This window comes from Magnetococcales bacterium, from assembly GCA_015228935.1.
Classification (GTDB): Bacteria; Pseudomonadota; Magnetococcia; order Magnetococcales; family DC0425bin3; genus HA3dbin3.
This window is the reverse complement of record JADGCO010000001.1, coordinates 155,253-177,118: the sequence shown is the minus strand read 5'-3', so window position 1 is coordinate 177,118 and position 21,866 is coordinate 155,253. Positions and strand designations below refer to the sequence as shown.

17 protein-coding genes and 4 tRNA genes are annotated in these 21,866 nt (G+C 54.3%); 17 read left to right on the top strand and 4 right to left on the bottom strand.

What is annotated here, in order from left to right; translation table 11 throughout:
• Positions 1-30: 30 nt before the first annotated feature.
• Positions 31-1,731 (bottom strand): EAL domain-containing protein, encoded by a 1,701-nt coding sequence (locus tag HQL65_00860; GenBank protein MBF0134760.1) that lies wholly within the window; start codon positions 1,729-1,731, stop codon positions 31-33.
• A 57-nt stretch (positions 1,732-1,788) separates the two neighbouring features.
• A complete protein-coding gene (locus HQL65_00855; GenBank protein MBF0134759.1) occupies positions 1,789-3,399 on the bottom strand; it encodes a diguanylate cyclase in 1,611 nt (536 codons plus the stop codon).
• Between the two features lie 538 nt (positions 3,400-3,937).
• Here HQL65_00855 and HQL65_00850 point away from each other — a divergent pair.
• The 3 genes from HQL65_00850 to HQL65_00840 are packed head-to-tail and all read left to right on the top strand — an operon-like array spanning position 3,938 to position 9,833.
• Complete coding sequence (locus tag HQL65_00850; GenBank protein ID MBF0134758.1) at positions 3,938-4,780, top strand: hypothetical protein; 843 nt, start codon at positions 3,938-3,940, stop codon at positions 4,778-4,780.
• A 38-nt stretch (positions 4,781-4,818) separates the two neighbouring features.
• Positions 4,819-5,370 carry a hypothetical protein gene (locus HQL65_00845; GenBank protein MBF0134757.1) on the top strand — a complete coding sequence of 184 codons (552 nt, stop codon included), beginning with the start codon at positions 4,819-4,821 and terminating at the stop codon, positions 5,368-5,370.
• 17 nt (positions 5,371-5,387) lie between these two features.
• Positions 5,388-9,833, top strand: a complete 4,446-nt coding sequence (locus HQL65_00840) for an SUMF1/EgtB/PvdO family nonheme iron enzyme (protein ID MBF0134756.1) — start codon at positions 5,388-5,390, stop codon at positions 9,831-9,833.
• Between the two features lie 226 nt (positions 9,834-10,059).
• Here HQL65_00840 and HQL65_00835 read toward each other — a convergent pair whose 3' ends face one another.
• Entirely contained in the window at positions 10,060-10,638 is a 579-nt protein-coding gene (locus HQL65_00835; GenBank protein MBF0134755.1) for a superoxide dismutase [Fe], read from the bottom strand.
• 37 nt (positions 10,639-10,675) lie between these two features.
• On the bottom strand, positions 10,676-11,272 hold the full coding sequence (locus HQL65_00830) for a peroxiredoxin (protein MBF0134754.1): 597 nt from the start codon (positions 11,270-11,272) through the stop codon (positions 10,676-10,678).
• Between the two features lie 478 nt (positions 11,273-11,750).
• Here HQL65_00830 and HQL65_00825 point away from each other — a divergent pair, with 478 nt between their 5' ends.
• The 14 genes from HQL65_00825 (at position 11,751) to rpoB (ending at position 21,802) form a co-directional block, all read left to right on the top strand.
• On the top strand, positions 11,751-12,320 hold the full coding sequence (locus HQL65_00825) for a helix-turn-helix transcriptional regulator (GenBank protein ID MBF0134753.1): 570 nt from the start codon (positions 11,751-11,753) through the stop codon (positions 12,318-12,320).
• Positions 12,321-12,361: 41 nt separating this feature from the next.
• A tRNA-Tyr gene (locus tag HQL65_00820) sits at positions 12,362-12,446 on the top strand.
• A 59-nt stretch (positions 12,447-12,505) separates the two neighbouring features.
• A tRNA-Gly gene (locus tag HQL65_00815) sits at positions 12,506-12,579 on the top strand.
• A 45-nt stretch (positions 12,580-12,624) separates the two neighbouring features.
• Positions 12,625-12,699 (top strand) — tRNA-Thr (locus HQL65_00810).
• A gap of 71 nt (positions 12,700-12,770) precedes the next feature.
• Entirely contained in the window at positions 12,771-13,961 is a 1,191-nt protein-coding gene (tuf, locus tag HQL65_00805; protein MBF0134752.1) for an elongation factor Tu, read from the top strand.
• A 124-nt stretch (positions 13,962-14,085) separates the two neighbouring features.
• Positions 14,086-14,241: a 50S ribosomal protein L33 gene (gene rpmG / locus HQL65_00800; protein ID MBF0134751.1), complete on the top strand. Its 156-nt coding sequence runs from the start codon at positions 14,086-14,088 to the stop codon at positions 14,239-14,241.
• Between the two features lie 47 nt (positions 14,242-14,288).
• Positions 14,289-14,364 (top strand) — tRNA-Trp (locus tag HQL65_00795).
• A gap of 83 nt (positions 14,365-14,447) precedes the next feature.
• The gene (gene secE, locus HQL65_00790) at positions 14,448-14,639 is read left to right on the top strand and encodes a preprotein translocase subunit SecE (GenBank protein MBF0134750.1); all 192 of its coding nucleotides are present in this window, start codon (positions 14,448-14,450) and stop codon (positions 14,637-14,639) included.
• Positions 14,640-14,681: 42 nt separating this feature from the next.
• Positions 14,682-15,212, top strand: a complete 531-nt coding sequence (gene nusG / locus HQL65_00785) for a transcription termination/antitermination protein NusG (protein MBF0134749.1) — start codon at positions 14,682-14,684, stop codon at positions 15,210-15,212.
• Positions 15,213-15,221: 9 nt separating this feature from the next.
• Positions 15,222-15,653: a 50S ribosomal protein L11 gene (gene rplK / locus HQL65_00780; protein ID MBF0134748.1), complete on the top strand. Its 432-nt coding sequence runs from the start codon at positions 15,222-15,224 to the stop codon at positions 15,651-15,653.
• 10 nt (positions 15,654-15,663) lie between these two features.
• A complete protein-coding gene (locus HQL65_00775) occupies positions 15,664-16,359 on the top strand; it encodes a 50S ribosomal protein L1 (GenBank protein MBF0134747.1) in 696 nt (231 codons plus the stop codon).
• 160 nt (positions 16,360-16,519) lie between these two features.
• Positions 16,520-17,041 (top strand): 50S ribosomal protein L10, encoded by a 522-nt coding sequence (locus HQL65_00770; protein ID MBF0134746.1) that lies wholly within the window; start codon positions 16,520-16,522, stop codon positions 17,039-17,041.
• A gap of 67 nt (positions 17,042-17,108) precedes the next feature.
• Positions 17,109-17,492, top strand: coding sequence for a 50S ribosomal protein L7/L12 (gene rplL, locus HQL65_00765; GenBank protein MBF0134745.1), 384 nt, complete (start codon positions 17,109-17,111; stop codon positions 17,490-17,492).
• A gap of 221 nt (positions 17,493-17,713) precedes the next feature.
• Positions 17,714-21,802: a DNA-directed RNA polymerase subunit beta gene (gene rpoB, locus HQL65_00760; GenBank protein MBF0134744.1), complete on the top strand. Its 4,089-nt coding sequence runs from the start codon at positions 17,714-17,716 to the stop codon at positions 21,800-21,802.
• Positions 21,803-21,866 lie beyond the last annotated feature (64 nt).

The following is a 21,866-nucleotide window of genomic DNA, read 5'->3' as shown; positions in this document are numbered from 1 at the left end:
TGGTTGTGGCCAGGTCCGACAATCGGAATTTCAATCTTTTTCGGAAACCTGACGCAGGCGGGTCACCAGTGCGGCGAACTCTTCCGGTGGCAATGGTCGGCTGAAATAATATCCTTGGTATTCATCACAACCCAGTTCGGTCAGGATCTGGAGCTGTTCCACAGTTTCCACCCCTTCGGCGACACTGGCCAGATTGAGGCTCTGGGCCATGGAGAGGATGGCGCGGACAATCGGTGTATCGCCAGATTCCGAGGTCAGGGTGGAGACGAAGGAGCGGTCGATCTTGATGGTGTTGATCGGAAACTGGCGCAGATAGGAAAGGGAAGAGTAGCCGGTACCAAAATCGTCCACGGCAATACTCAGTCCCATGTCACTCAATTCCCGCAAGGTGATGATGGATTCCTTGATGTCGGCCATCATGAGGCTTTCGGTAATTTCGAGTTCCAGGTCAGTTGGGGAAAGACCTGTCGTATCCAGGACTTTTTTGATCGTATTGTTCAGTTTTCCAACCTGAAACTGACGAGCGGAAAGGTTGATTGCCACCCGGAGCGGGCCCAACCCGGCATCGATCCAGGATTTGCTCTGGCGGCAGGATGTTTCCAGAACCCATTGTCCCATGGGCACGATCAGCCCACTTTCTTCGGCTATGGCGATAAAATCCCCCGGTGGCACCATCCCCATGCCGGGTTGGTTCCAGCGAATCAAGGCCTCCATGCCGGTCACCAGACCGGTAGCGACATGGACCTTGGGTTGATAATAAACAATAAATTCACCGTTATCCAAGGCTTTGCGCAGACTGTTTTCCAGGATCATTCTCTTGGTGGCCTGGGCTGCCATGGAGGAGGTGAAAAACATGAAGGTATTTCTGCCAGCCTGTTTGGCCCGGGCCAACGCCAGATTGGCATGACGAATCAACGTCTCGGCATCTTCGCCATCCATGGGAAAAACGGCCAATCCCACACTGGCGGTTACCGCAAGCTCATGGTTTGACACCATGAGGGGTTCGGCCAGCGATGCCTGCACCTTCTGGGCAATGGTGATGGCACTCTCCGTGTGGCGGGCATTGCGAAAAATGATGGCAAATTCATCTCCACTCAAACGTCCCAGGGTGTCTTCCCTGCGAATGATCTGGCGCAGGCGACCCGCCACCTGTTTCAGAACCAGATCCCCTGTCTGGTGCCCCAGGCTTTCATTGATTTTTTTGAAAGAGTCCAGGGCAAAAAACAACAAAACCACATTTTCCCGGGAACGTTGTGCATGAACCAGGATTTGTTCCAGACGGTCGGTGAAGAGCAGCCTGTTGGGCAGGTCGGTAAGATGGTCATGGTTGGAGCGCAGACGCAACTCGGCAGCGTTCAGTCCGGTCAGGGACATGTCCAGGCAGACGGCAACAAAATGTGTTGTTTCACCTTTGGAATCGTGGATGGCCGTGACAACCATGGACTCCTGATAAGACTCGCCATTGCCACGCCGATTCCAGATGACGCCATGCCAGTGTCCCCTTTCCCGGGCCTCATCCAGGATGGATTGGGGTGAACGATCCAGTTTGTCCGGGTCCCGAAACAAAATGGCCGGATTGCCCAACAAGGCCTCACGTGACTCTCCGGTAATGTTTGTATAGCCGGAATTCACGGACACAACCTTGCCACTCGCGTCCATGACCAGCATTCCTTCCACGGTATGCTCGAAAAGCTGGATGGCAATGGCAAGAGGGGTATGGGATTGATTCATGCGTTATGCCCGGAAAATTGACTTTTACGTATTGAACCTTTTACCGTGTTTACAGTCTCATCTGTCCGCAATTTCCATGCTGGTATCGAAAATCTTGAAATTGTTTCTTCCCTCCCGCTTGACGGCATACATGGCGGTATCGGCCTTATGGAGCAGAGATTCCGGGGTATCATCGGGCCAATCGTTGTAGCTGACGCCGATGCTGGAGCCAATATGACACTCTTTATCTGGAAAATAAAAAGGTTTTTCAAGGGCAGCAATGATTTTTTTGGCGACGATGACAGCTCCCTCCGGTTTGGGAAGGACAGTCAGAATGACGGTAAATTCGTCGCCGCCCAGACGGGCAATGGTGTCGGATTCGCGCAGGCAGCTTTTCAGACGCCTGGCCACTTCGATGAGAAGTTGATCGCCCACTTCGTGTCCCATGGTGTCGTTCACTTCCTTGAACTTATCCAGATCCAGAAACATGACTGCCAGGAGCGATTCCATGCGTTTGGCACGGGCCATGTCATGATCAAGCCGTTCGAGAAAGAGCTTGCGATTTGGTAGGCCGGTCAAGGTATCGTGATGGGCCAGGTGTGACAGAAGGTTTTCGGCTTTCTTGCGCTCAATGACACCGGCCAAGGTATTGGCAATGGCCCAGAGAAAGTCGGTCTCTTCCGGATCCTGGATGTGATTATGGGTCAGGTACATGTTGACCACACCCAACAGACGATTCTGGGAAAGGATTGGAACACAGTAATGACCATGGGGTCGAATCCCGTCAAAGGTGACATCGTGCCGATGGTCCAGATCATTGGAGTATACGATTTCCCTGCTCTGGGCGGCCCGACCGCAAAGACAATATCCCAGAGGCAAACGGGCGCAGGCGGTCAGCAATGGTTTTGAAAGATTGTGTTCGACGATCAACTCCAGTTCCTGGCTCTCTTCATCAAACAGAAAAATGGATCCCTTGGACTCGATGGTCAGCCATGGAACGGAGAGAATGACGTTCATGGCTTGTTGCAGTTGTTCTTTCAAGGTAATGGGTTCGAGGGCGATGCGCAGAAGTTCGCTGATGGCCACCCGGGATTGCTGGATGCGCTCGGAAGAGGCTTCGTGATGTTTGCGTTGGGATATATCCCGGATGACGGCGACAAAAAATTGTTCTCCCTCGGTGCGCCAGCCGGCGAGGGACATTTCAATGTCAATTTCCTGGCCATCTTTGCGCAAAGCCGTCAGATCGAGAATCTTCCCCCCGGTCATGGAATTTGGGTTGGTTTTGACTTGCTTGAATTTTTGCCGGTACGTTTCCCGAGACCGTTCCGGCATCAGGATTTCCACGGAGCGTCCCATGGCCTCCGGCTCGGCGTGGTGAAACAGGGCGGTCGCTCCTTGATTCCAAAAATTAATCATGCCACGCTCATCGCAGGCGACGATGGCATCCCGAACGCTCAGGGTGAGTGACCGGGTTGCCTGCAATCGCGCCTCCAGACGCATATAGGCCGCAGTCAGATCATCACAAAACCTGTTGATTTCCTGGTGGGACAGAGTGTTCTTTTCCTGGAGAAACAAGCCAATCAGAAGGAAAATGGCCCCCCCTGTCAGTCCGATGATGTCCAGGTAGTGAAGATAAGAGAACGCCGGAAAATTGTTGCTGACCATGGCCAGAGCAACCAGTAAGGCCATCGCCAGCAGACCAAAACCGCACCATATCCAGATTTTTGCGTATCTATTCATCTAGGTTTGAGTGTCTATTCATGATCTGAAATATCCTGACCAAGCCAGCCAGGGCTGATGGATATTCCCCCCTGATCATAATATTCACTCACTCTCCACACTGGTGGCTACACAGTTCGTAAAATGAACTCTCTTCACTATCTTAGATGAGACCCAGCAAACATTCAACCCGATCAGACCCGATGCCATGGTTCAAGCAAGTAATATGCCATTTAATTGGAGCGAGTGCTGTCTGCCTTTTGGAGATTCCACCCAACTTCCCCACACCAGGACACTGCATAAAGTTTAATCAGCGGGCTGGCATTCAAATATGCTTCCGTCGCGATTGGATTCTGGAAATAGGACACAAACGAAAATTAAAATCTTGACGGACGATCAATTCATGATAAAATAACCGCCGTCCGCATGAGTGAAATCAAAATTTCAGACAGGCTGACCATGGATTTCATCCCTTCGGAATCGTGACTCCAATCAGGGATGCAAGCAGGTGTCCCTCTCCTCAAAACTCGATATTTTTGCCTTGGCGCAACAAAATGACCCAGACCTGGAAAGTCGTTATCAGACCCTTCTGACCACTCCCGGAGTCGATGCGACACTCTTGAGTCGTTTCCGGAATCATGTCCAGAATACAGCCCGGGTTTCCATCAATATGCATCTCTATGTGCTGAATGATTTTTTGTTCAGCAAGAAGTATAAAAATATTCATGATTGGGCAAACCAGATCGCAATCCGTGGCAGAAGAACTCCGGAAAGATTGATGGAGGAAAAGCTGCGTGAGTGGTATCTTCCAAGAAAGAATTTTGAGTCAATTTTTGTCGATGGGGAAAAATTTTATTATGGTTTATTGAATATCGGAGGTGAGGGAACCAGAAAATACGGAGATTACTGCGTCGTGGTGCAGGAAAAATATTGGGAAAAAATATTGTCAATCTATCTTGCCGAAGACAGTTTGGTTGGGTATATGGATGCGAAGTCTACTCTGATATTTGATAAATTTAAACAGGAACTGGCCAGCATGGAACAGCGACACACTCTTGCTGCCCTTAAACATCACGAAGAAATTGCAAAAATTGATCAAAAAGATTGGCCGGAACTGGTTTGTAAAGAAACGAAATATATAGAGGTGATATTTGTTGGTTCCCTGACTCCTGAGCAAATTGAAGAGGTTCGCATTGAGAAAAATCTGCTTGAAAGTCTTTTAAACTCAGCGTTTGATGACATAAACGCGAATACGATGGGTGATAAAAGCAGAAGAATGGAAGTTGCACTGTTCACTACTGTTGTTGAGCAGTTGGACATTCATAATATTCCCTGGGGCAAAACACTATGATTGAATTATTGGCATGTTCAGTGGAAGATGGGTGGGCCGTGGTGCGTATGGAACAAAAATTACGGCTCCTGCGACCACCATACAGTAAGGAACGATGCCCCTGGATCAGTGACTCAGACATGAATCAATTGCTTGCCAACGGCAATTTTCAACCAGTGTCTGCCATGCCTCCCTTCCCGGATTGGCAAGCTTTGATCGTCTATTTGCGAAACGCTTTCGTGGAGGCGGCAAAAAAGTTTTTGCAGGACCAACCCGAACAAAATCAAGATGCATCCATCCGGCTTTTGCAACGTGCGCCTGCCGACAAGATTGAGGATTTTCTTCAGCGCATTCAAAATGAATTGTTGCCCAAGAAACGTTTTCTTCAAGCCCAGGCGATCATGATCGCTATGCTGCACTCTCCGGCGATGGGAAAAAATCGTCAAATGTATCTGGAAACGTTAAAAATTTTAACATTATGCAATGAAGAACTCCAGAAGCAAAAAAATGAACGGCAGAATGTGTTGCCGGGAATGAAGCATAGGACATCTCAGGAAAAAGATGTTCTTCATTCCAAAGCCGGCAAGGGTCAGGTGTTTTCTCCCGCTTGAAAGTGTCCAGGTGAACCATGCACACCATCGTTTTTTATTCATATAAAGGGGGAGTGGGGCGCAGTATGGCCCTTGCCAATCTGGCCCGATACCTGGCCCGGGAAGGAAAAAAAGTCTTTATCATGGACTTTGACCTGGAAGCCCCAGGATTGTACTACAAATTTAAAAATCAGCTTCAGCAGCCATTGACCGGGGGCGTGGTGGACCTGCTGCATGGGTTTTTAATCAATCAGGAACTTCTGTGGGAAAAAATTCCAGCCCTGGTCCTGGAACCTCGCCTGGCCGATGCAACGATTGGGACAGAAACCCATGCCGGTCGCATCCACATGCTGGCCGCCGGAAATTCTGAAAAAACAGATTATTGGAAACATTTGGCCATGTTGAGTTGGCACGACATGTTTTATGGGGAAGATCCCTGGGGTATCGGTTTCTTCCTCGAACTGAAAGAAAAAATTGCCGAACAATTTCAACCGGATTATTTGTTGATTGATGCCCGCACCGGGATTACCGAAGTGGGAGGTGTGGCCATTTCCATTTTGGCTGACACGGTGGTGTGCCTGTTTGCCCACAATAATGAAAATTTGCTGGGCACACGGGCGGTCATGCGTGGGATCAAGATGGTAGAACGTCCTGTTGATACACTACCCATTGCCATGATTCCCGTGGTGACTCGTATTCCGCAAAAGGCCATTTTAGAGGAGGATAGATGGACTGAAAATATGCGGGAATTTTTCAATGAACCAGCCGACATGTTGGAGGCCACCCTGAATGTGCAACAGGTGCATGTTCTTCACTCCCTGCCCGCGTTGGAGGTGGATGAATCCCTTTTGGTCAGTAGCAAAGGGATGGATGACACCGCCCTGTTTGCCGACTATCAAACCTTGTTCAAAACCTTGCTGAAAATCAGCAGCAAAACGGTTCTCCGGGTGGAGAGTTCTGCCGGTCATGCGCCATTGCGCTGGTTGCACCTTTCGGATTTGCACCTGGGGGCACCCGAGCGTTCCTTGTGGTGGCAGGTTCATCAGGAATTCAAGTCCAGCCTGTTGGAGAGAGTCAGGATTGCGGGTGTACCGGATTTGATCCTCCTGACGGGTGACCTGACCTGGCGTGGGCAACCGGAAGAGTTTCAGTTTGTGGACGGCTTTCTGAAAGAGCTTTTGGGTTGGTTGCGGGGGAGTGGCCGGATGGACCAGGATCCACTGGTAATTCCAGTTCCCGGCAACCATGACCTGGTTCGTCCCCAGGGCTTGGCCGCTTTTCCCTACGCCATCTTGAACAATTTTGGCAAGGGACGGGATGATTCCTATATTGCGCAACTCCTTGATACCCTTTGGGAAAAACGCGATGCCGCGTTTTTTAATCCGCTTTTTGTCAATTATCAAAACTGGTTGGAACGTTCCATCCTGCCCGGATTGGCACAACGGAAGGGGTGTGTTTATTGGCGTTCGCATTTTCCTGGTGACTTGCTGGTCAAGATTGTCCTGCCGGGTCGTATGCCGCTGGTCGTTGTCGGGCTGAATTCGGCCTGGATGGCGTGTCTGGAGGGGGATTCCCATGGGCGTTTGGAAGTGGCTGCCGAGCAGTTGCAGGCCTTGCTGTTGGCTGGAACGACCGGTCGCTCCACATCCTTGCGGATTCTGGAAGAACATCCTGCCTTGTTGATGATGCACCATCCACTGGATTGGCTCTCCAGGGATGCCCAGAGTCGTTTCAAGGAATCCGTCTATACCCCGGAACGCTTCCTGGCGCTCCTGTGTGGTCATCGGCACGCCCACCACACCTGGAGTATTGCAGAATCTGGCGGCAAACCCCGTTTTTACCTTCAGGCCAGTTCGTTGTTCGGATTGGAACATTTTGGCACAGCCAGAGAGTCGCGCAGCATGGGGTATACCTGGGGCGAGGTGCATCCCGATGGTCAAATACGCATCTGGCCCTTGCAGAGGGTTGTCACCGGAGGGGGGAATGCCTTTTTTATGCACGATACCTCCTTTGGCCCGGAGCAGGCAGAAGGGATTCGGATTCGTTCCCCTGAAAAAGTGTCGGAAAGCAATAATGGCGCAACAAGAGCGACTGTGGATCTTCGACCGTGGCTGCAATCCTTGCTGGAGCGCACGAGCAGGATTGAAATTCGTGGCATTGGTTCCGGGGCTGGGCGGAGTCAGGATGCGGGATGGTACAATGTTGAGCAATTGTACACCCCGTTGCGCAGTCGGGGTGAAGTGAGGGAAGGTCAATTCCTGGAGCAGGGAGACTCGGCTTCCCTGGCGTCACTACTGCCGCAATCCAGGCGACTGCTCATTGAAGGACAACCAGGTGCCGGCAAGACCACTTTTTTGCGTCTGGTGGCCGCCATGCTGGCCAAGGATTTGCTTGGAATTTCCCATCCGGCGGGAGGGAGTTGGCGGGGTCGATATTTGGGAATGGACGAGAAAGAGGAACCGCGTTATCCCCTGTTTCTTAGACTCTCGGAACTGGCCGTACTCCTGACCAAGGATGACACGGTCAGTCAATTAAGGCATGGATGCGACCGGTTGTTGGATTTGTTGGATCTGACGTTCACTGCCAAAAAGGATGCGGATTGGCGTCACCATTGGACAACCCTGCTGGAAGAAGGAAAAGTTTTTCTGCTCCTGGATGGCCTGGATGAAGTGGCCGATGAAGAGATTCGAAAACGGGTGATCGCCATTGTTCAGGATGCTGTTCAACAATGGAAAGAGTGTCCCATGGTTGTCTCCAGTCGTCCCTTTGGGGTGAAGCAGATGCGGGGATTGGGATTTTCGCATGCTGTGATTGAACCTTTCAGTCAGACGGAGATCCGTGAATTCATTACTCGCTGGTCGGCAGCATTGCATGAACGGTCTGCTGGCAGACCAGAACAATCAGTGGCCCAGGATCATCACACAATCCTGCTCCAGACCATTCTGGAAAAACCAGCCATTCGACGCTTGGCAGCCAATCCGGTCATGTTGACCTGTTTGTGCGTGGTTCATTGGAACGAAGGAAAGTTGCCGGAAGGCCGGGCACGGGTTTACCAGGCCGTCATGCGCTGGTTGATTGCTGCCCGAACAATCATGCGCAAGAATGCAGGTTACCAGGATCGTTTTGCCCTGGAAGCATTTTCCGATCTGGCTCTGGCCATGATGAAGGGTGGCAAGGGTGGCAAACAGGCGGTGTTTGATTTCCAGGAAGGAGCCGAGGTAGTGGAACCTCGGGTGCAGAGGCATTTTCCGCAATTAACAAGCAAGTCAGAGCGTTTACAATTTGGTCGGTCATGGTTGGGGTTTGAGTGCCTGGGGAGCGGTATTGTCGAAGAGGTGGGACCGCAAAAGCTGAAATTCTGGCATTTGACCTTCCAGGAATACCTGGCAGCCCAGGCCCTGGCATGGATGGGAGATGGTGAAAACTCTCCAGATGACTATTGGCCGATCATCAAAGACCGCCTGGACAATCCCCAATGGCGGGAAACGGTCGAATTGTTTTCCGGTGCCCTTTTCGATGAGGGGGGGGCAAGACGAGTGGATCAGTTGTTACAAAGGGTGTTGTTGTCTCGGAGCAAAGACAGCACGTTGGCAGAAAATGCCCGCATGGCCGGAATCATGGGCCGGCTTCTGCAACCCATGACTGCCTACGAGTACAAAACACCGGTGGAGATTGAAGACGTTTATCGCAAGGTGCTTGAGCGTTCCATGGAAATTTTTACCTTGGAAGGAGCAAAAAAAGTTTCCATCGAAGCTCGTATGGAAGCAGCAAAAGCTTTAGGGCAAGGAGGAGACCCCCGTCTGAAGCAAGACAATCTGCTGCCGGTTCCCGGGACAGGATGGAAATTGGGAAAATATCCGGTGACCGTGGCTGAGTATCAGCTTTTTATGGAACAGGGAGAGGGGTATCGGCAAGAAAAATGGTGGGACAAAAAGGGCTGGAAGCTGCGCCTGGAATATATGTGGGAAGAACCAGGTGCGTGGGAACATCATGTTCAGTATCCCAATCGCCCGGTCATTGATGTTACCTGGTTTGAAGCCATGGCCTACTGCCGGTGGTTAAGTGATTTGACAGAAAAAAATATCTGTTTACCCGATGAGAAGGTTTGGGAAATAGCGGCGACACGACGTGATGGGGGAATTTATCCTTGGGGAGATGCTAAACCAACTCCAGAACATGCTAATTTTGGTGGGAATATCAATGTACCAACGCCGGTGGGCCTTTATCCATTGGGAGAGGGACCATACGGTCACAGTGATTTGGTAGGAAATGTTTGGGAATGGAGTCGGAGTTTTTATTATCATGAAAGAAATGTATACGGATTACTGCTCGATCCAATTGTCCACGAGGGAGATAAAATGGTTTTGCGGGGAGGCTCCTGGGTTGATCCATCTGATTGCCTGCGGTCTGACTTTCGTGGCTGTGACCCTGCGACAAAAAGAATCGGCAATGTCGGTTTCCGTATTGCTGCCAAAGAGAGCTGAGTCTTGATTATTGGTGGATCCGGGACAAAGCCAAGGTCACAGCCAGGTTCATTTACCCCGGCCAGTAAACCTGACCAAGACCCCGGTGATGAAGTGGTGTGACCGGATGCCGGGGGGGCAGTTCCATAAAACCTGGCCAAGATCCAGGGTGATGAAGTGGGTATGACCAAATGCCGGGGGGTGCAGCACCATGGCTGTCACCCCCGGTATTGTTACAGGCGGAAGCTCAGGCAAAATTTCCGGCCACAAAATCCCAATTGACCAGATTCCAGAACGCTTCCACATATTTGGGACGCGCATTGCGATAGTCGATGTAGTAGGCATGTTCCCAGACATCGCAGGTGAGGAGGGCTTTCTTGTTCTGGGTCATGGGGGTGGCGGCATTGCTCGTGCTGAGAAGGTCGAGTGAGCCATCCGGATTTTTGACCAGCCAGGCCCAGCCGGAACCAAAAGTGGTGACGGCACACTTGGCAAAGGCTTCCTTGAATGCGGCAAAGGATCCCCATTTGGCGTTGATGGCCTTGGCCAACTCTCCCTTTGGTTCACCGCCACCCTTGGGCGACAGGCAATTCCAATAGAAGGTATGGTTCCAAACCTGGGCGGCGTTGTTGAAGATGCCGCCCGAAGAGCGCATGACAATCTCTTCCAGGGATTTGCCGGCAAACTCAGTGCCTGGCAGCAGGTTGTTCAGGTTGGTGACGTAGGTCTGGTGGTGCTTGCCGTGGTGGAATTCCAGGGTCTCCCTGGAAATATGGGGTGCCAGGGCATTGAGATCATAGGGGAGGGGGGGAAGGGTAATCGACATGGGGAGACTCCTTGAATTCAGGGAATGAAGCAGCGACTCAAAGCTTGCTGGCATGCTGGGCCAGATATTCGGCCACGCCGGCGGTGGAGCCTTTCATGCCGGGTTTACCTTTCTGCCAGCCAGCCGGGCAGACCTCGCCATGTTCCTCGAAAAATTGCAGGGCATCGACCATGCGCAGCATTTCGTCGATGTTACGGCCCAGGGGGAGGTCGTTGACCACCTGATGCCGGACCACACCGGCCTTGTCGATCAGGAAGGAGCCGCGCAGGGAGATGCCGGGACCGGTTTCCAGATCATAGGCGCGGGTAATGGCCTTGCTGATGTCGGCCACCAATGGATATTGCACATTGCCAATGCCGCCTTTGTTGACCTCGGTGTTTTTCCAGGCCAGGTGGACAAAGTGGGAGTCGATGGAGACCCCCAGCACCTGGACCTTGCGTTGTTTGAATTCGTTCAGCCGATGATCGAAGGCGATGATTTCCGAGGGGCAGACAAAGGTGAAATCCAGGGGGTAAAAGTACAGAACGACATATTGCCCCTTGTAATCGGACAGGGAAATTTCCTGGAAACTGTTGTCGGGCATGACAGCGGTGGCCTTGAAATCCGGGGCCGGTTTGGTAACCAATACACTCATGGGATTCTCTCCTTGACAGTCTTGATTTTAGAGGTGTTGTCAGCAGGTGGTCCCTGGCAGTTGGACCGGTTCTCTCCTGAACGTATCGTCGATGCGTCAGGCATTCTATTCATGTTGATGTGTCGAAGTGACGCAAAAAATACTCAGTCATCGCAATGAAATCGAATCTTGACTCTGGTGATGTGTCACGCTCGTGCCGGGGTTGCGACGGTGATCGTGACCTGGGCACCACCAATGAGAAAGGATTGTGGTGCATTTGCCAACTGTACGTCAAGAAAAAAAAATGGTATACCATCAAAAATGTCGTAATTTTGTCAATGATGCGCCTGGAACAGGCTGATATGGTGAGGTCCATGGTGACCAATCTGGAGAAGTAAAGGGAACCGGGTGATGAACAGACCGGGAGGATGTGGCCCATGGTGACCAATCAGGTGGAGAAAGGGAACCGGGTGATGAACAGACCGGGAGGAGGTGGCCCATGGTGACCAATCTGGTAGGGACGCGGATCCGTGCCATTCGGAGTCTGCGGAAATGGACTCAGCAGCATTTGGCGGATTTGGCGGGAATTCCGCGGGCAACATTGGCAACCGCCGAGCGGGATGACGGCAACCCATCCCTGGCGGTGGTATTCCGGATTGCTGCGGCGCTGGGGACATCGATTGATGATCTGGTGGAGTCGGACTGCAAGCGGATCCAGGTGTATCGCCAGGACCAGATGCGGCGGGTGATTTCCGGTGATGAGGTCTACCAGGCCGTGAATGTCTCCCCCCCCAATGTATTCCATTTTTTTCAACAGGCCTTTCACTTGCGTCCCGAGTCGGTATATGATGGTAAACCTCATGCGCCGGGGAGCGAGGAGTACCTCTATGTTCTGCGCGGCGAAGTTGTTCTGGATGTGGCGGGAGAGGTGGTTACCTTGAGTGCCGGAGACAGTGCCCGGTTCCGGGGTAATGTTGTTCACTCCTACCGCAACCCCATCCAGGAAGAGGCCTGGGGGATTGTCACCATCCTGGAAGGTGTTGCAGAAAAAAATGAGATATCCCCTTGACCCTGTTGTGACGTTCTGTTATTTCTTTTTGGCTATTCTTTGGAGGGGTTCCCGAGTGGCCAAAGGGAGCAGACTGTAAATCTGCCGGCTCCGCCTTCGAAGGTTCGAATCCTTCCCCCTCCACCACCGTCTGTCTGATCGTGCGAGCCGTTGAAATCAGCAGAGGGTGAAGGGGAACTGAACAGGCGGGTGTAGTTCAATGGTAGAACGTCAGCCTTCCAAGCTGATCACGGGGGTTCGATTCCCCCCACCCGCTCCAGCTTGGAAAGACCCTGGTTGGCAGGACCCCACGGCATTCAGGTGTGCCCATGTAGCTCAGTGGTAGAGCACTTCCTTGGTAAGGAAGAGGTCATCGGTTCAATCCCGATCATGGGCTCCAGTATCAAGCTTCGCGGGACCGGACACCTGTAGAACATATCACCGCCTTACTTCAAGCTGGGAGAAATTGGCATGTCCAAAGCGAAATTCGAGCGAACAAAGCCGCATGTGAACATCGGTACCATCGGCCACGTGGACCATGGCAAGACGACGCTGACGGCGGCCATCACCAAGGTCCTGGCGGAAAAAGGCATGGCCGAGTTCATGGCTTACGACAAGATCGATGCCGCTCCGGAAGAGCGTGAACGCGGCATCACCATCTCGACGGCCCACGTGGAATACCAGACGGTCAAACGCCACTATGCACACGTGGACTGCCCTGGCCATGCCGACTACATCAAGAACATGATCACAGGTGCCGCCCAGATGGATGGTGCCATCCTCGTCGTCTCCGCTGCCGACGGTCCCATGCCGCAAACCCGGGAACACATTCTGCTGGCCCGCCAGGTCGGCGTGCCGGCCCTGGTGGTGTTCATGAACAAGGCCGACCAGGTGGACGATCCGGAACTGCTGGAACTCGTCGAGCTGGAAGTCCGGGAACTCCTCTCCCAGTACGAATTCCCCGGCGATGACATTCCCATCGTGGTAGGCTCCGCCCTGAAAGCCATGGAAGGGGATGCCGGAGAGATGGGCAAGGGAGCCATCGAAAAGTTGATGGATGCCGTCGATGCCTATATTCCCCTTCCGGAACGCCCCCTCGATGGGGCCTTCCTGATGCCCATCGAAGACGTGTTCACCATCTCCGGGCGCGGAACCGTGGTGACCGGGCGCGTGGAGCGGGGTATCGTCAAAGTGGGTGAAACCGTCGAGATCGTCGGCTTCCAGCCCACAACCTCGACCATCTGCACCGGCGTCGAAATGTTCCGGAAACTCCTGGATCAAGGTCAGGCCGGCGACAACATCGGCGTTCTGCTGCGGGGCACCAAACGCGATGAAGTGGAACGCGGCCAGGTCCTCGCCAAACCCGGTTCCATCACCCCCCACAAAAAATTCAAGGCCGAGTGCTACATCCTGACCAAGGAAGAAGGCGGACGCCACACCCCGTTCTTCTCCAACTATCGGCCCCAGTTCTACTTCCGGACCACCGACGTGACCGGCATTCTGAAACTGCCCGATGGCGTCGAAATGGTGATGCCCGGTGACAATATTGCGCTGGAAGTGGAGCTGATCTCTCCCATCGCCATGGAGCAAGGCCTCCGTTTCGCCATCCGTGAAGGTGGCCGGACGGTGGGTGCCGGAGTCGTCTCCACGGTCATCGAATAAAGCTGCCATCCAAGTCAGGCCGAACCGGCGGGATCTTTGAACAGGATCCCGCTGGTTTCGTCTTTGCAACCCCACACGAGGGTAACGGGACAAAATAGTTCCAGATGGTCCCGGAGGAATCTGTATGCGTGATCTGATCAGCCTGAGTTGCGAAGAGTGCAAACGGCGCAACTATACAACGGACAAAAACAAGCGCACCAAACCGGAAAAATTGGCTCTGCGCAAATATTGTCCGTTTTGCCGCAAGCATACCCTTCACAAGGAAGGAAAAATCAAGTAGGCTGTCCTGTTCCAGAGGCGCAACCGGGGAATGGTGATTGTTTGCGAAGGACAGTAGCTCAAGTGGTAGAGCATCGGTCTCCAAAACCGGCGGTTGGGGGTTCGAGTCCCTCCTGTCCTGCCAGCAATACGTTCCCTGCATCACCCTGACAGGGTGTGGAGACCGGCGGAGCCCTGCCAGATTTCCAAAGGAAAAGTCGATCCGACATGATTCAGGTATCCGAGGTCAAACAATATCTTACCGATGTCCGCAGCGAGCTGCGCAAGGTGGTCTGGCCCACCCGGAAAGATACGAGCAATACGACCATTCTTGTGTTGGCCATGGTCTTCCTGGTGTCGCTGTTTTTGTGGCTGATAGACAGCATATTGGCATTTTTTGTCTCGCTGGTCGTTGGTTGATTGATCCAGAGTCATCGATTTCAGAATAGTCAAGAGTCATCCATGGCCAAGAAGTGGTACGTCATCCATGCCTATTCCGGGTTTGAAAAGAAGGTGAAACAGGCCCTGGAAGAGCGCATTCGTCTGACCGGACGGGCACACATGTTCGAAGAGATCCTGGTGCCCTCCGAGGATGTGGTTGAACTGCGCAAAGGGAAGAAGGTGACTTCCGAGCGGAAGTTCTATCCGGGCTATGTCCTGGTGCGCATGGAGCTGAATGACGAGACGTGGCACATGGTCAACGAAATTCCGAAAGTGACGGGATTTCTGGGTGGAGGGGGCCGTCCGCAACCCTTGAGCGACCGCGAGGTTGATAAAATCCTGCGCCAGGTCGAAGACGGCATGGAAAAACCCAAACCGAAAGTGCAGTTTTCGGTGGGCGAAAGTGTGCGTGTGGTGGATGGTCCGTTTGTCTCCTTCAACGGGGTCGTCGAAGAAGTGGATGAAGACAAAACCCGCTTGAAGGTTTCTGTCAGCATCTTCGGTCGCGCCACCCCGGTGGAATTGGAATTTGTCCAGGTCGAGAAACTGTAGGGAAATATCATGGGAAAAAAAATCACGGCCTACATCAAATTGGAGGTTCCCGCCGGGGCCGCCAAGCCGAGTCCGCCAGTAGGTCCGGCCCTGGGCCAACACGGGCTGAACATCATGGAGTTTTGCAAGGCCTTCAATGCCAAGACTCAAGGGATGGAACCGAACACCCCGATTCCGGTGGTGATTACGGTTTTCCAGGATCGGACGTTCATCTTTGACCTGCGGACCCCGCCGGCTTCCTATTTTCTCAAAAAGGCTGCCGGAATGGAAAAAGGTTCGGCCACTCCAGGCCGTCCCCCCCTGGCCGGCAAGGTGACCTGGAAGCAGATCGAGGAGATTGCCAAGTCCAAAATGCCGGATATGAACGCCAAGGATCTGGAAGGTGCCAAGCGAACCATCGCCGGCTCCGCCCGTTCCATGGGTCTCCAGATCGTTGAATGAGGAAACAGCAATGGCGCGACGTGGCAAACGATTGCAGAAAATTCATGAAAAACTGGATCGGTCCAGAGCCTATCCCCTGTCCGAAGTCGTGGGACTCCTGAAAGAGGGTGCCACAGCCAAGTTTGACGAGACCGTGGAGATTGCCCTCAATCTGGGCGTGGACCCCCGCCATGCCGATCAAATGATCCGTGGCACGGCCATCCTCCCCAACGGTACCGGCAAAACGGTGCGCGTCCTGGTCTTCGCCAAGGGGGACAAGGTGGCTGAAGCCCTGGCCGCCGGCGCGGATTATGCCGGCTCCGACGATCTGGTGGAAAAAATCCAGGGTGGCTGGACAGACTTTGACCGGACTGTCGCCTGTCCCGATGTGATGGGTGTGGTTGGTCGCCTCGGCAAGGTGCTGGGTCCCCGCGGCCTGATGCCCAACCCCAAACTGGGCACCGTCACCTTCGATGTGGCCAAGGTGATCCGTGAAATCAAGGGAGGCCAAGTGGCCTTCCGGGTCGAAAAAGCCGGTATCCTCCATGCAGGCATCGGCAAGGCCTCTTTTACCCCGGATCAGTTGTCGGCCAACATCAAGAACATGGTGGAAACCATCCAAAAGTTGCGTCCCTCCTCCATCAAGGGGACCTTCATCAAGAAAATTTCCGTCAGTACGACCATGGGTGTGGGCATCAAGGTCGATCCCCACTCCCTCGCGTCATGAAATTCGTTTGATTTTCAGTCCATGACAGCAGGTGAGGCCTCCACCGTGGAGCCTGTAACCGGGTGATCGACCTGCCGAGACAAAAGGGACCTTAAGGCCCCGGGCGACTTTTGCGTTGGACAGATGCAACCCGTAGGGGAGCCAAAAGGAGGAACCCAGCGTGAAGCGGGAGGAAAAAAGTCAGGTCATCGATGAGGTGCGCGCCAGTCTGGAACGTTCCAGAGTGGCCGTCGTCGCCCACTATCGAGGAATGACCGTCAGTGAGATGACAGCCCTGCGCCGGAAATTTCGGGAGTCGGGCAGTGAATTCAGGGTGGTCAAAAACACCCTGGCCAAACGGGCCGCCCAAGGGACCCCGTTCGAGCCGATCGGCCCCCTGCTGAAAGGCCCCACCAGTCTGGCCACATCCATGGACCCGGTGGCCCCGGCCAAGGTTCTGGATGATTTCACCAAGGAACATCCCAATCTGCAAATCGTCGGTGGCATCCTGGATGGCAAGATGGTCGATGCCAAAGGGATTATTGCTCTGGCCAAACTGCCGTCGCGGGAAGTCCTGCTGGCCCGGATGCTCGGTTCCTTGAATTCGCCCATCCAGGGTTTTGTCGGGGTGCTGGCCGCCGTTCCCGGCAGCCTGGTGCGCGTCCTGGCCCAAATCCAGAAACAGAAAGAACAGGCGGCTTGAGGGTGCCTTGGCACCGCCTCGACCCCTCCAATGACATAGACATTCAAGATCAAATCAGGAGTAGATCATGGCCCTGTCCCGTGAAGAATTGATTGCAGAAATTGAAAAAATGACGGTCCTCGAACTGGCCGAGCTGGTCAAGGCCATGGAGACCAAATTTGGCGTCTCCGCAGCCCCAGCCGCCGTGGCCGTCGCCGCCGTGGGTGGCGGAGCCGCTGCCGCAGCCCCGGCTGAAGAAAAAACCGCCTTCGATGTGATCCTGACCGATGCCGGTGACAAGAAGATCCATGTCATCAAAGCCGTGCGGGCCATCACCGGCCTGGGCCTCAAGGAGGCCAAGGACCTCGTGGAAGGTGCCCCCAAGGTGGTGAAGGAAGGGGTCAGCAAGGAAGATGCTGAAAAACATAAGAAGGAACTCGAAGAGTCCGGTGCCAAGGTTGAACTCAAGTAGGTTCCCGGGCTTACCTTGTTCGGTCGATCCGGCGTCCGGGCAGGGGCTTCGTGCCCCTGCCCGGTGTGCAGGGTTGCCACGCTTCGACAAGGGCGGCTTACGCAGCAAGCGGCTATGACGCATGGATCATGAGCGGCGACCGACCGGAGCAACATGAGGCATCCGGTTCCACGCTGTGTTGCGGGCCTGGCCATTTTTTTTAAGGCGGCAGAGGAAATCCGATGTCACTGAGCTTTACCGAAAAACAGCGTCTGCGCAAAAATTTCGGACGGATTCCAACCATTATCGAAATTCCTGACCTGATCGCGATCCAAAAGGAATCCTTTGCACGTTTTCTGCAGGCAAGTGCCTCCCCGGATACCCGGGAAGATGCGGGACTCCACGCAGTTTTTCAGTCGGTTTTTCCCATTCACGATTATGCAGGTGCCGTGACCCTGGAGTACGTCACCTTTTCCCTCGGTGAACCCAAATATGACGAGGATGAGTGTCTGGCCCGCGGGATGACCTTCTCGGCACCCCTGAAAGTGGTCCTGCGCCTGGTCCTGTGGGAGGAAAACGAGGATACCGGTGCCAAGTCGATCAAGGAAATCAAGGAACAGGATGTTTACCTGGGCGAAATTCCCCTGATGACGGATACCGGTACCTTCATCGTCAACGGCACGGAACGGGTCATCGTGTCGCAGATGCACCGCTCGCCGGGGGTGTTTTTCGACCACGACCGGGGCAAGACGCACAGCTCGGGTAAACTGCTCTTTTCCTCCCGCATCATTCCCTATCGGGGGTCCTGGCTCGATTTTGAGTTTGATCCCAAGGATTTGCTGTACGCAAGAATCGACCGCCGCCGCAAGATGCCGGTCACCACCCTGCTGCGCGCCCTGGGCATGAACCCGGAAGAAATGTTGAGCCGGTTCTACGATACGGAGCCGTTCCGGAAAAAAGGGGTCTTGTGGGAAAAACGCCTCAACCCAGACCAACTGCTGGGCAGCCGTCTCAATTATGCCATCGTCCACCCCCAGACCGGGGAAGAGATCGTCCGGGCGAAACGGAAAATATCAGCCCGGGCCATCAAAAAGCTCCAATCCGAAGGGTTGGACTGGATTCAGGTCCCGGCTGAGGATCTGGTGGGCCGGTTCCTGGCCCACAACATGCCCAACGTCGGCGGAGAACTCATCGCCGAAGCCGGGGCCGAAATCACGGAAGCCATGCTCAGCATTTTCGAGGATAATGGCATCGAAGAGATTGAAACCCTCTTCATCGACTATGTGAACGTTGGTCCCTACCTGCGCAATACCCTTGATCTCGACAAAAATCAAAGCCAGGACGAGGCCCTGATCGACATCTACCGCATGATGCGCCCCGGGGAACCCCCCACCATCGATGCGGCCAAAAATTTGTTCAGCAACCTGTTTTTCAAGGCCGACCGCTACGATCTTTCCACGGTTGGGCGGCTGAAGATGAACAAACGCCTCAATCTGGAGTGCGACTTGAATGTCCGCATTCTCCGCAAGGAAGATATCCTGGGTGTGGTGGACATTCTTCTGAAGCTGAAGGATGGCCACGGCAAGGTGGATGACATTGACCACCTGGGCAATCGCCGCGTCCGTTCGGTGGGCGAACTGCTGGAAAATCAGGTGCGCATTGGCTTGGTCCGCATGGAGCGGGCCATCCGGGAACGGCTCTCTTCAACGGAGCCGGAAACCCTCATGCCGCACGATGTCCTCAATTCCAAACCTTTTTCGGCGGTCATTCGGGAATTTTTCGGTTCCAGTCAGCTCTCCCAGTTCATGGACCAGACCAATCCCTTGTCGGAAATTACCCACAAGCGCCGGTTGTCGGCCCTGGGACCGGGAGGCATGACGCGGGAACGGGCCGGTTTCGAGGTCCGGGACGTGCATCCGACCCATTATGGACGCATCTGCCCCATCGAAACCCCGGAAGGTCCGAACATCGGTCTGATCAACAGTCTTTCGACCTTCGCCCGGATCAACGCTTTCGGATTCATCGAAAGCCCCTATCGGCGGGTCGTGGAGGGCCGGGTTACGGATGAAGTCGATTATCTGTCGGCCATCGAGGAAGAAAACTACGTCATCGCCCAGGCCAACGCCGTTCTCGATCACGAAAAGCGCTACGTCAGCGATGTCGTACAGTGCCGCCATAAACTGGAATTTACCATCGCCACCCCGGATCGCATCCAGTACATGGACGTGTCGCCCAAGCAGATCGTTTCGGTGGCGGCAGCCCTGATTCCCTTTCTGGAAAACGACGACGCCAACCGCGCCTTGATGGGGTCGAACATGCAGCGGCAGGCCGTGCCGCTCATCAAGACCGATGCCCCCCTGGTGGGGACCGGCATGGAACCGGTCGTGGCCCGGGATTCGGGGGTGACCATCGTCAGCCGCCGCCATGGCGTGGTGGAAGAGGTGGATGCCTCGCGGATTGTCATCAAGGCCGACGAAGAACCCGGTTCCAGCGAACCCGGCGTCGATATCTACAATCTGACCAAGTTTGAACGCTCCAACCAGAATACCTGCATCAATCAGGTGCCCCTGGTGCGGGCCGGCGACCGGGTCAGAAGCGGGGATATCGTGGCGGATGGACCCAGCACCCAATGGGGTGAACTTGCTTTGGGGCGCAACGTCCTGGTCGCCTTCATGCCCTGGAATGGCTACAACTTCGAAGACTCGATCCTCATCTCCGAACGTCTTGTCCAGGATGATGTCTTCACCTCGATCCATATCGACGAGTTCGAGGTGATGGCCCGGGATACCAAACTCGGGCCGGAAGAGATCACCCGGGACATGCCCAACGTCGGCGAAGAGGCCCTGAGCAATCTGGACGACTCCGGCATCATCTATGTCGGGGCCGACGTCAAGGCCGGCGACATTCTGGTCGGCAAGGTGACCCCCAAAGGGGAGACCCAGTTGACGCCAGAAGAAAAACTTTTGCGGGCCATCTTCGGAGAAAAAGCCTCCGATGTCCGGGATACTTCCCTGCGCCTGCCGCCGGGCATTTCGGGAACGGTCGTCAATGTGCGGGTCTTTTCCCGGCGCGGCCTGGAAAAGGATGATCGGGCCAAGTTGATCGATCAGGAAGAGATTGCCGCCCTGCGCAAGGATATGGTCGCTGAACGCCGCATCATTGAAAATGATGCCGATGACCGCATCCGGCGCCTGATGCTGCATCGCGTGGTCCGTTCTGCGCCACGCCTGGGTTCCGGCGACAAGATTGAAGAGCATTGGGTGCGCACCGCCACCAATCGCGATCTTCAGGACGTGGTTCTCGATGACGATGTAGTGACGCAGCAGATCGAGGGCATCCGGGCACAGGTGTTGAAAACCGGCCAGCGACTGCAAAAACGCTTTGAAAGCAAGGTGGAAAAGCTGGAACGGGGCGATGATCTGCCCCCCGGCGTGCTGAAAATGGTCAAGGTGTATATTGCCGTCAAGCGCAAGCTGCAACCAGGCGATAAAATGGCCGGACGGCACGGCAACAAGGGTGTCATCTCCAAGATCAATCCCGTGGAGGATATGCCCTACCTGGAAGATGGTCAGCCGGTGGATATCGTTCTCAATCCCCTCGGTGTGCCGTCGCGCATGAATGTCGGGCAGATTCTGGAGACCCATCTGGGCTGGGCCGCCAAGGGGCTGGGAAAGAAAATCGGCAAGCTCCTGGAACAGTGCCAAAAAGGGGAACCTGTCGCCAATCTGCGGAATTTTCTCCTGGAGGTCTATGATCACCAGGATCAGGCCGATGACCTGCGGGAGTTGACCGACGCCGAAACCCTGAATCTGGCCGGCAACCTCAAGGATGGTGTCCCGGCAGCCACGCCCGTGTTTGACGGGGCGCGGGAAGAGGAAATCGTCGGCTGGCTGGAACAGGCCGGTCTGCCCAAATCGGGTCAGGTGCGTCTCATCGACGGTCGCACGGGTGACTATTTCGACCGGGCGGTGACCGTCGGCTACATTTACATTCTCAAACTCCACCATCTGGTGGACGACAAGATTCACGCCCGTTCCATTGGTCCCTACTCTCTGGTGACCCAGCAGCCGTTGGGTGGCAAGGCCCAGTTTGGCGGGCAGCGGTTTGGCGAAATGGAGGTCTGGGCCTTGGAGGCCTATGGTGCGTCCTATACGTTGCAGGAAATGTTGACGGTCAAGTCCGATGACGTGGCCGGACGAACCAAGATCTACGAATCCATCGTCAAGGGCGACGATACGTTTGAGGCGGGAATCCCCGAATCCTTCAACGTCCTGGTCAAGGAGCTGCAATCCCTGGCCCTGGATGTATCGCTGGTAAGGACCCCGGAATGACCATGGCCCGGAGCCGGATCCGAAATAAAGCGACCCGGCCCCCCATGGCAACCTCGCACAGATC